General features: G+C 45.2%; 7 protein-coding genes. All 7 read right to left on the bottom strand.

Annotated features, from left to right (window positions below; translation table 11 throughout):
* Nucleotides 1-259 precede the first annotated feature (259 nt).
* Nucleotides 260-1,138, bottom strand: a complete 879-nt coding sequence (gene rsmA / locus B5G00_RS17135) for a 16S rRNA (adenine(1518)-N(6)/adenine(1519)-N(6))-dimethyltransferase RsmA (protein ID WP_087274876.1) — start codon at nt 1,136-1,138, stop codon at nt 260-262.
* Between the two features lie 14 nt (nt 1,139-1,152).
* On the bottom strand, nt 1,153-3,897 hold the full coding sequence (locus B5G00_RS17130; protein ID WP_242971407.1) for a tetratricopeptide repeat protein: 2,745 nt from the start codon (nt 3,895-3,897) through the stop codon (nt 1,153-1,155).
* A gap of 221 nt (nt 3,898-4,118) precedes the next feature.
* Nucleotides 4,119-4,607 (bottom strand): QueT transporter family protein, encoded by a 489-nt coding sequence (locus tag B5G00_RS17125; RefSeq protein WP_087274874.1) that lies wholly within the window; start codon nt 4,605-4,607, stop codon nt 4,119-4,121.
* A gap of 230 nt (nt 4,608-4,837) precedes the next feature.
* Nucleotides 4,838-5,893, bottom strand: a complete 1,056-nt coding sequence (locus B5G00_RS17120; RefSeq protein ID WP_087274873.1) for a hypothetical protein — start codon at nt 5,891-5,893, stop codon at nt 4,838-4,840.
* Complete coding sequence (locus B5G00_RS17115; RefSeq protein ID WP_087274872.1) at nt 5,890-6,504, bottom strand: 5-bromo-4-chloroindolyl phosphate hydrolysis family protein; 615 nt, start codon at nt 6,502-6,504, stop codon at nt 5,890-5,892. Before B5G00_RS17115 ends, B5G00_RS17120 begins: the two co-directional genes overlap by 4 nt.
* Nucleotides 6,504-8,141, bottom strand: coding sequence for a VWA domain-containing protein (locus tag B5G00_RS17110; protein WP_087274871.1), 1,638 nt, complete (start codon nt 8,139-8,141; stop codon nt 6,504-6,506). The genes B5G00_RS17115 and B5G00_RS17110 overlap by 1 nt, the downstream gene beginning before the upstream one ends.
* A gap of 158 nt (nt 8,142-8,299) precedes the next feature.
* Nucleotides 8,300-10,762 (bottom strand): glycogen/starch/alpha-glucan phosphorylase, encoded by a 2,463-nt coding sequence (locus tag B5G00_RS17105; RefSeq protein ID WP_087274870.1) that lies wholly within the window; start codon nt 10,760-10,762, stop codon nt 8,300-8,302.
* Between the last annotated feature and the right edge of the window lie 67 nt (nt 10,763-10,829).

The raw sequence follows: 10,829 nt of genomic DNA, 5'->3' as shown, positions 1-10,829 counted from the left end.
CAAGCCCCTTTGATCTGGAACGCTGAAACCTCCATTTTGCCATTCATAAATCTTTTTAATTTCGTTCATGAAAACTTCACAACTTACACATGATTTCAACATATTTAGCGGATATACTAAAACCATAAAAATAATAAGAACAAATTATTTTTATATTTTCTTTTTCATATGTCGGCCCTGACGGGTCGGCTCTCCTTCCTTTAATATTTATAGAGAAAGCCATCGCAGCAAAAACTGCGGTGGCTTTTACGTTATCTGCTTATTCATTTGTGATTTCCAGGAGACGGTTGGCTAAAGCAGCAAAGTTTTCCAGTGTCAGGGCCTCGCCTCTGACCCCGGCAGGAAAGCCGCAGTCAGACACTGCCTTCTCTATCTGCTCCTTTGTAAAATCCAGATCTCCGGCGTTCTTCAGTCCATTTACCAGAGTTTTTCTTCTCTGGTTAAAAGAAGCCCGGATGATCCTGAACATAAGGCTGGAATCTTTCACTTCTACCGGAGGCTTCTCATGTCTGGAAAGACGTATCACCGCACTTCCGACTTTTGGCCTGGGCATAAAGCAATTCGGCGGTACATTGGCCACAATATAGGGGCTGGCATAGTACTGAACCGCCAGCGACAAGGCTCCATAGTCTTTGCTGCCCGGGCCTGTCTGCATCCTGTCTGCCACTTCTTTCTGTACCATAACCGTAATGGATTCTACAGGCACTTTTTCCTCAAACAACCCCATAATGATCGGCGTTGTAATATAATATGGCAGATTCGCCACAACTTTTATAGGTTTCCCCTGGTTGTGCTCCTCTGCCAATTTTCTGATATCTACCTTCAATATATCTTCATTCAGAATTGTTACATTCTTAAAGTCACTGAGGGTATCCTCCAGTATGGGGATCAGCGCCCTGTCAATCTCCACAGCAAAAACCTCTCTGGCTCTGGAAGCCAGGTACTGGGTCATGGTCCCGATTCCGGGACCAATCTCCAGAACAAAGTCTTCTTCTGTTATTTCTGCTGCATTTATGATCTTATCCAGGACGTGGGTATCAATGAGGAAGTTCTGCCCATATTTTTTCTGAAAAACAAAGTCATACTTCTGAAGAACTTCTATGGTCTTCTTGGGATTTCCCAGATATGGGGCTGTCATTCTATCTTCCTCCCTTAAATATCAAAGTCTTTCTCATAAATCATGATTCTTCCGCTTTCATCCAGATGACGCTTGCTTACTCTTCTTCCTGGACGGCGTCCTTTCTTCGAAGCCTTTTTAATGGCCTCATCCATCATTTCTCTTACCATACCAATAGAAACCGGGTTCTCTTCATTCTGATTGTCTCCGATCAGTGTATAAAGAGCCAGAACTGCCATATCATCAATCTTATATCCCAGTTCCTTCGCATAAGTCTTGGCAAAGGACACGAGCTCATCATTGGTAAATACAGGAATAACTATGCGGGAATCAAATTTTTTCATGAATTCCGGATATTTTTCTTCCAGCTCCCGGATTCCCGGTTTCAGGTCTTCCAGGATAACGGTAAGGCGGTTTGTCTTAAACTCCATTGCCTTTGACATATTTTCCACAACTGCTTCTTCCAGAGCTCCCGCATGCTCCACTACCAGAAAGCCTCCTGACAGTTTATCCACAACTGCTGCCGGGTCTTTTTTGTTCAGCTCATCTGCTTCCAGATATGCCACCTTGGCCCCCTGCATCTGTCTTTCCTTACACAGAGCTTTTATCAGCCCCTCAGAAAGTTTTGTCTTTCCAGAACCTTCCCTGCCTGTAACAATGATGTTTCCTGCCTGGGAAGTCTTTGCACAGGCGGACTCCTGAGCGATATCCAGAGCCTCATTGATCTGCTGGCTCATACCTGGGACCGGAGCAAAATATGTAAACAGTCTTCTGTGCTCTTCTTCTGTAAGGTGGTGGCGCATAAGGCCTTCTACTGCAGTACTGAAAGCTGCCGGTTCCACTGTACGTACAGGCTGTGGCGTTTCCTCCAAAGCCTCTTCCCGGGCCTGCTCTTTTTCCGGAAGTACTGTTTCCTCAAGTTCCTGTTCCAGGGCTGCAGACAGATCGATTTCTCCCAGGGCCTCTTTTACTTCTTCTGAAGGAATCACTTTTGTATCCTGAGGTACTTCTTCCCAGGCTTCTCCAGGCTCAGTTTCTGTTTCCTCTGGCGCAACTGTCTCTTCTTCTGCTTCCATGGCAATGGTCTCTTCCGCTTCAGACTGAGATACTTCTTCTGCCTCTGTATCCACAGTTTCTTCTGCTTCAGGCTCGGACACTTCTTCTAACTCTGTATCAGCGGTTTCTTCCATTTCAGACTCTGCAGACATTTCTTCCTCAAATGCCGCCTCTTCCACAGCTTCTACCACCGGCACCCCAAATTCTGTGTCAATAATCTCTTCTGTAACAATTTCTCTGGTATCTCCCAGAGCCTGCTTTGCATCCTGCTCTTTCTGAGCGTCTTTTTCAAACTCTTCGGCCTTTTCCATAAGAGCAGAAGCGATGGCATCTGCTACCATGGCAGCCTTAGCTGCAGCCGGAGCCGGCATTTCCTGTTCTTCATCTGTCTGAAGAATTTCTTCCGGGGCAGTCTCTTTCTCCCCGTCTTCCTCTACAGATTCTTCCGGCTCTTCAAACTCCTCAACAGTCTCCTCAGAAACTGCTTCTTCCTCTGCTTCTGCTTCAGAAGCTTCTACTTCTTCGCCTGCCTCTGCAGATTCCGTTTTTTCTGTCTCCTCTGCCACTGCCTGGGCAAGTTCGTTGGCTGTCTCAGCCAGCAGAGCTTCCAGATCCAGTTCTTTTTCCTTTAAGTCTGTCTTAAAGTCTTCTGGATTGATGTCTTCTTCCTTAATAGGCTGAGATTTTGGTGCCTGAACCTTTACAGCAGTTTTCATGGCACCTTCCACATGGAAAGGCTTAAACTCTGAAGAACTGCCAAAAATTTCCGGTTCCAGATCCTTTACTATATATTCTTTTTTCTCTGAAGGCTCCCTGGTAGCCGCAGTCTCCGAAGTCTCTTCTCCCTTAGCCGGCAGAACGTCCATAATCTCCTGGGCTGCTTTATCCTTCAATTCTCTGGTATCGGAAACCTGAGACTGCGAACCCATCCCACTGTCCTGGCCGGCAGCACCGGCAGATTCTCCAGCCATAACGTTCTTGATGAGCTCTTCAATTTCTCCGTCGCTGCTTTCTGTCAAAGGTGTAGCAGCACTAACTACTTTTTCTGCTGCCTGAGATGCCGCTGCCACAGCCTTGGCTGCTGCAGCCGGTGAATATCCCTTCTGGAAACGATGGTCATACTTATCCTGCTGAATAGGTGTCAGAGGAGTATATTTCATTTTCAGCTCCATGGCCTTGGTCACATACTTGCCTTCACTGAACCACAGGATCAGGTCGTCACATTCCTCTATACAGGCTTCCTTATTTCCTGCCTTAGCATAAAGTCTGGCAAGCTCATAGGCCCATCTCTCTGTATACTCTCTGCTCTTATACTCCTGGAGAATCGATATCTGTTCTTCCAAAGGAGCCCTTTTTCCTCTGGCAAGTTTATATTTCAGGATATAACGACTGTTGTCGTTAGGAGAAATCTCTACAAACTGTTTGTAATAATCTGCCGCCTCATCAAAATTCCTCATTTTAACAGACAGCTCCACCAGCCGGTACAATACCGTTCTTCCAATAGGCGCTCTGTGATGAGCCATCAAAAGAAGTTTCCGGCTGTCTTCGTATCGTTTGTTCGCTTCATAAATTTCGCCCACCATACACAGTGTTCTGGCGCTCCTTACCCTGCGCCAGTCAATGGTGTCTACGATCTTAAGGGCGCCTCTGTAATCCTGCCGGTCTACCAGGTCATTTATTTCATCCAGTTTTGCCCTGTATTCATTCTTATCCAATTCGTTCACCTCTATACATTTTTATTTCCATAATGTTGCTGAACCCTAAGGGTATAAGACTCCATAATTGATTTTAGTTTATCATAAGGTCTATGGTATGTCAAAGTAAATGATTGGAAGACCCAAAAGAATTTACTTTGATAATGTATTATAACGAAAAAAAGTATTCCCGGAGCTGCTTTCGCAGCCCTTTTCGGGAATACTTCTAAAAATCTTCCTTTAAGTCCAGCCTATGCTCTGCTGAAAATTCTGGTCCTGTATCTGTTCAGAACAGTGATCAGACAGTTTCCAAGAACCCCACAGGAGACTACTTCTCCAATCCCTACTGTAAGCATCAGGAATGGTATGGGAAGAGCAACTCCATAGGCATAGCGGAGTACAAATGGCACAATAAGAACATTTGCCACAATAGGAGGCAATACCGCAAAGAACCGGTTCGTGTTTCTCAGACAATAGGTTCCTGCTGCTCCCACAAGGGTCGCTATACTTCCAAAAATCACATCCGGCAGCATAGCTCCGCCGGTAATGTTACCGATGAGACAGCCTACAAACAGTCCCGGAACTGCTGCCGGGGTAAAAATAGGCAGAACGGTAAGCATCTCGGCAATACGGATCTGTACCTCTCCAAAGCTGATAGGTGCAAAAACAAAAGTCAGCACCACATAAAGCGCAGCGATCATAGCCGCCTGGGTCAGAAAAGTTACTTTTTTGTCTCTCATATTTAATTATCTCCTTTAGTTTTGTTTTACGAGTGGAAGGTCTCGAACACTCGATTCATTTAACGCCGGGAATCGGCGGCAAGCCCTATAGACCTTGGTTTTTATGAGCTTTGCAACGTGCGATAGTATAGCATATTCCAAGCACAAAGGCAAGATAAGCACCTCAAAAACACAAATTTTTCTTGTATCTTTCTTGTATCGCTAGTGTACTGCCAAACGCCATAAGGTCCTTAAAGCCCCTCTATGATCCTTTTCATTGCCGGATAATCGGGAACCGGTACTACCCTGGTAATATCTCCTGCCAGCTCTTCCACTTCCTGGCCGCCGCCATTTTCCAGGGTCTCATAATTGTTAGTCCGAAATCCGTGTTTTTCCCAGGCCAAACGCTGCACGTCTTCATCAAGAAGAGCTGCAGCCCCATTTTTTCCCTGGTCATCCAGAGCAATGTACACATGAGTAGACCAGACTGTAGGGGTAGGATAGATCATCACGATATCCTCTTTCAGCTGTTCATAATCTTCAGGATTTTGGGCCGCAAATTCCAGGATCTGGCTTTCATAACCTGCTATCATAGGTTTTGCTCCTATTCCCATCTTCAGAAACTGGTCAAAAATATCTGAAGAAGAAGTTTCCATATACCCAAGCCTGGAATAAATCTCCTTTAGTTCTGGCAATACTGTCTCTACCGTCTGTTCGTTTACTGTCTCTCCGCCGTTCAGCACGCTGGCCAGAAGAGCGGCAAACATATTTCCGGAATTAGATTTCACCGGATCTGTTGTGTCTACAGAAATTCTGCCGTAAAGTTCTCCCAGACCGATATCCGCCCACTGGGTATCCTCCATGATCATCTGGACAAGTTTTTCCATATCCATATAAAAAACACCGTTTTCCTCTGTCACTGCTCCTTGTTCCTGAAAAGCATCTTTAATACTCTGATGGGTATACAGGACAATGGGGGTATTGAAAATAATCTGATCCTGGACAGGATCTCCAATCTGGTCTTCATACAAAGCCAGGGCAGTCTGACTGGAAGGGAATAGATAGTCCATATCACTACGATCTGCCGTGATCATATCCAGGGATCCTGCTCTTGCATAGTCAAATTCCATATGGTACTTTTTCTGCAGAATCTCCTGCACTTCTTCATCCTCAAAAAGCCCTGTCTTTTCTCCACCCAAATAGCCCCGCAGAACCATAGTCCGGTTGTTCTGGCTATAAAAATAATAGCCTCCTCCGGCAAGAATAACCAGGACCAGAATCAGTATTCCCGCAATCTTCGATTTCATAAAGGTCCCTCCATCTTCATCATATTCTCGATCATCTGGATTTCTACATCCATATCCATCAGTTCGTTCCTCATCAACCTCTGAAACTGTTGTTCAAATGCCTGATTCAGCATGAGCATGGCCTTTTTGGTATCCTCTTTCAGACTTCTTGCTTCCGGGGTTTCCAGGCCCGAGTTCTGAAGCTCCACATATTTTTTCAAAAGGGAGGAGGCTGTATCCTGATAGTAATCTATAAATCTTCCCGCCCCAGAGATTTTATCCGGATTTTTTTCCAGATAGGCCAATATATTGGAAGAGGTCTTATAAAGTCTTTCTGAATTTTCCCGCAGTCCCTGATCCTGGATCTTTTCCACAGACTGGCGGATACTTTCAAAGTCTTCTCTGGCTTCCTCAAGCCTTTTCTCCAGATAGGCGCCGTCCGGTCTCATGTCCAGAGGGAGCTTGCCCGGAATCTCTCTTGGCTTTGTTATAAGCAATAACCCTGCAAAAAGCCCTGCTGCCAGAAACACCGACACAAAGAAATTCCAGCCCATCCCAAGGAACACTCCCAGGAACAACGCACCTGCTGTCAGCCCGCAGAGAATACTACGCACAGTTTCCTTTCTCATCATCAGTTATACCCCTTTACACTTCTGAAGGCCCCGATCAGATCTTCCCGTCCGTCAAAAACTCTGGCGTTAGTCAGATCGGCCAGTTCGTCTAACTGGCTCTCCTGAGCCTGGCCGAACATAATGGAAAATACAGGAACATCCATTTGCTCCTGCAGGTAAAAGTCCTGGAAATCTCCAAAATCCATATTTCCGTTAGACTTACCGTCCGTCATTAAAATTACTGCCGGCGTATACTGGGTAAGATCATAGTTTTCTCTCATCTCCCGCAAAGCCTCTATAGCCGGAAGATAAATATCTGTTCCACCTCCTGGCCGCTCCTCCTCCACAGCTTTATACAGGCTCTCCAGACTCTGAGGGGATGCATCTTTTGCTTCGTAAGTATGAATGACTCCATTATCAAAGGTGATCACAAGGTTCACATCTCGTTCCCCCGCCTGGAGGAAATTCTTTTCTGCATTCTCCTGGAGAAGCACTTGTGCCATGGCCCGTACCAGCTGATCATTGCCCTCACCTATCATGCTTCCTGAAAAATCCAGACAATAAACCGTAAGAGAGGGTTTTCTAAGCTTACTCTGATAAAGGTTCAATGCCTGGGTCAGAACTTCTGATGAAGGCATAGTAATGGTAGAAAGAATCCGCTCTGTATCGATCCCCCACTCTGACTTAAAGATATCCTTATTTTCTTCCTTTACCCCTGCATAGCCGGTACGTCTTCCGGTACGCTGGATTTCATTTTGTACGCTGTCAGAAAGCAGGTATTCCTGAACCTTCAGAAAAGCTTCCTCTTTCCCCTTTTCCCCGTGATCCACATAGCCTAAAGGAGAATCCGCAATGCTCAGTCCGTCATAAGGGTATACCACATAAAGAGGCTCTTTTCCTTCCGATTCAAGTTTCTGATTGGTACTGATCACCAGGCACTCATAATTGACCATGGCATCGTAATCCCCTTCCAGAAACATATCCATAAGCCATTCAGAGCTTCCCGAACTTCTCTCGATTCCAGAAAGAAGACGGGTCATATCCTGCTGAAGCTGAGAACTTTCCAAATCTGCCAAAGTAATGGCATCCTCTTTTCCCAGTAATGCATACAAAAAACCCACATACGCGCTGGCTCCGGAATTGGACTGGGTTGCACTGGTCATGCAAAAGGACATTTTCCCTTCCTGTATAGCAGCTAAAATGTCCTTTACAGAAACCTCCTGTCCCACAAATCCCAGTTCCTGTGCCAGGCTTTTTCTGATTCCGAAAACCACTGGTGTATTCGAGACCGATTCTGTGTGTTTTACCAGATGCTGCTGATCTCCCATAGAAATCCAAAGGCTGCTGGCCGGCCATACAGCATCGTATTCCTCTGCTCCGGCCTCCAGATCTCTCATAATATCTACCGATCCCTGATAGCTGATCTCAATATTTATCTTTGTTTCCTCCGCACACTTTTTCAGCACATTTTCCAATTCCCGGTTTTCTGAACCGGAAAGTATCCGGATGGTTTCTCCGGCTCCAAAAGAAGTAAAGCTCTGCTGTTTTGAAGGATCTCCCTGGGGCTGCCGGCTGCCGGCACATCCTGACAGCAGAAAGAGAACTCCTGCCAAAAACAGAGAAAGTGCAGCTCTGCCTTTTCTTTTTCTTGCTTCCATATGTTTCCTCCCTCTACCTTTTTTCTTTAAGTATAGCACAGGGATTTTCTTCCTTCGGTTAAAGCCTTGTGAAATGTATGTAAAAAGAGACTGTATCACCCTTTTTTACAGGGCAATACAGTCTCTTAAAACGAGAAATCTTTCCCAAAATTTTCTTTTTATTTTCTGATGACAACCTTATCCAGGTGCCAGATTTCATCTACATACTGCTGGATCGTTCTGTCAGAGGAGAACTTGCCTGCACAGGCTGTATTCAGCAATGCCATCTTTGCCCATCTTGCTTCATCTCTGTAGGCCTTTTCCACTTCTTCCTGAGCTTTGGCGTAAGACTTAAAGTCTGCCAGGATAAAGTAAGTATCTGCTCTGTCGCTGCTGTTGGTATTCAGCAGAGAATCATAGATATCCCTGAACAGATTGAAGTCTCCATGAGAATAAGTTCCATTGATCAGCTGCATCAGCACGTTCCGGATATCCGGGTCGTTGTTAAAATACTGCATTGGATCATAGCCGCCGTTGTTTTCATAATTGATAACTTCATCGGCAGACAATCCGAAGATAAAGGCATTTTCTGCTCCTACTTCTTCTACGATCTCCACATTGGCACCGTCCATGGTCCCCAGTGTCGGGGCCCCGTTTAACATGAACTTCATATTACCAGTTCCGGAAGCTTCTTTACTTGCTGTAGAAATCTGCTCGGAAACATCTGCTGCCGCAAAGATCATCTCTGCGTTGGATACACGGTAGTTTTCAATAAATACCACTTTCAGCTTTCCGTTAATGGAAGGATCGTTGTTTACCACGTCAGCCACTGCGTTGATCAGCTTAATGGTCAGTTTTGCTCTCTTATATCCTGCAGCTGCCTTAGCTCCGAAAATAAAGGTTCTCGGATAGAAGTCCATTTCAGGATGTTCTTTGATCTTGTTATACAGATACATTACATGAAGAATATTCATCAGCTGACGTTTGTACTCGTGAAGTCTCTTTACCTGTACGTCGAAAATAGAATTCGGATCTACTTCGATTCCATTGTGCTCCATAATATATTTTGCCAGACGCACCTTATTCTGATATTTAATGTTCATGAACTCCTGCTGAGCTCTCTTGTCATCTGCATAAACTTTCAGCTTAGACAGTTCCGGCAGATTTGTGATCCAGCCGTCCCCAATGTGGTCAGTGATCCAGGATGCCAGCAGCGGGTTAGCATGAAGGAGGAAACGTCTCTGTGTGATACCGTTTGTCTTGTTATTGAATTTTTCCGGGTACATCTCATAGAAATCTCTCAGCTCCTGTTTTTTCAGGATCTCTGTGTGCAGCTGAGCCACACCGTTTACAGAATAGCCGCCGGCGATAGCCAGATGAGCCATCTTCACCTGTCCGTCATAGATAATGGCCATCTTGCGGATCTTTTCCTGATTTCCAGGATATTTTGCCTTGATCTCCTCAATAAATCTCCGGTTGATCTCTTCAATGATCTGGTAAATACGAGGAAGCAGCTTAGAGAACAGCTCAATAGGCCATTTTTCCAAAGCTTCTGCCATAATGGTATGGTTTGTATATGCGCAGGTATGGGTAGTGATGTCCCATGCCTCATCCCAGGACAGGTTCTCCTCATCAACCAGGATACGCATCAGTTCGGCCACTGTCATGGTAGGATGGGTATCGTTTAACTGGAAGGTCACTTTCTTAGGCAGATCATGAAGATTGCTGTGGGCCTTCTTAAACTTAGCGATAGCCGCCTGTATACTTGCGGAAATGAAGAAGTACTGCTGTTTCAGACGCAGCTCTTTTCCTGCATAGTGGTTGTCATTTGGATACAGCACTTCCACAATGTTCTTAGCCAGGTTTTCCTGTTCTACAGCTTTGTGATATTCTCCCTTGTCAAAAAGATCAAGACGGAAGTCTGTAATAGGCTCCGCATCCCAGATACGAAGGGTATTTACGATTTTATTATTATATCCCACAATAGGCATATCATAAGGAACTGCCAGAACAGACTGATATCCTTTCTGCACAAAATGAGTTCTTCCAGTTGCATAGTCGTATTCTACGTCTACATAACCGCCGAATTTTACTTCTTTTGCGTATTCCGGGCGGCGCAGTTCAAAGGGGTATCCGTTTTTCAGCCAGTTATCAGGAACCTCTACCTGGTAACCATCTTCAATTTTCTGTTTGAACAGACCATAATGATAGCGGATACCGCAGCCATAAGCACAGTAGCCCAGAGTTGCCAGAGAGTCCAGGAAACAAGCGGCCAGACGTCCCAGTCCGCCGTTTCCAAGAGCCGGGTCCGGTTCCTGGTCTTCTATTACATTTAAGTCAAATCCTAATTCGTCTAAAGCTTCTTTTACCTCGTCATATGCGCACAGATTGATCAGGTTATTTCCCAGCGCACGTCCCATAAGGAATTCCATGGATAAGTAGTAAACAATCTTCGGGTCGTCCTTCTCGTACTGTTTCTGTGTCAGCAGCCAGTTATCAATAATTACGTCCTTCACAGCAAGAGATACTGCCTGAAAAATCTGCTCCTGAGTGGCCTCTTCAATGGTCTTTCTGTAGAGCATTTTTACGTTTTCTTTAACGCTTTTCTTGAATTCCTCTTTCTTAAATTGATTGTCTAACATTCCCTTTCCTCCTTCAGAATGATGAAGGCAAATACTGCTAACCTTCTTTTTTGCAGGAAAAAGGCTG

Source organism: Blautia sp. An46, from assembly GCF_002161645.1.
GTDB lineage: Bacteria > Bacillota > Clostridia > Lachnospirales > Lachnospiraceae > Blautia > Blautia ornithocaccae.
Note: the sequence above shows the minus strand (reverse complement) of the source record. Positions and strands in the feature narration are given on the sequence as shown.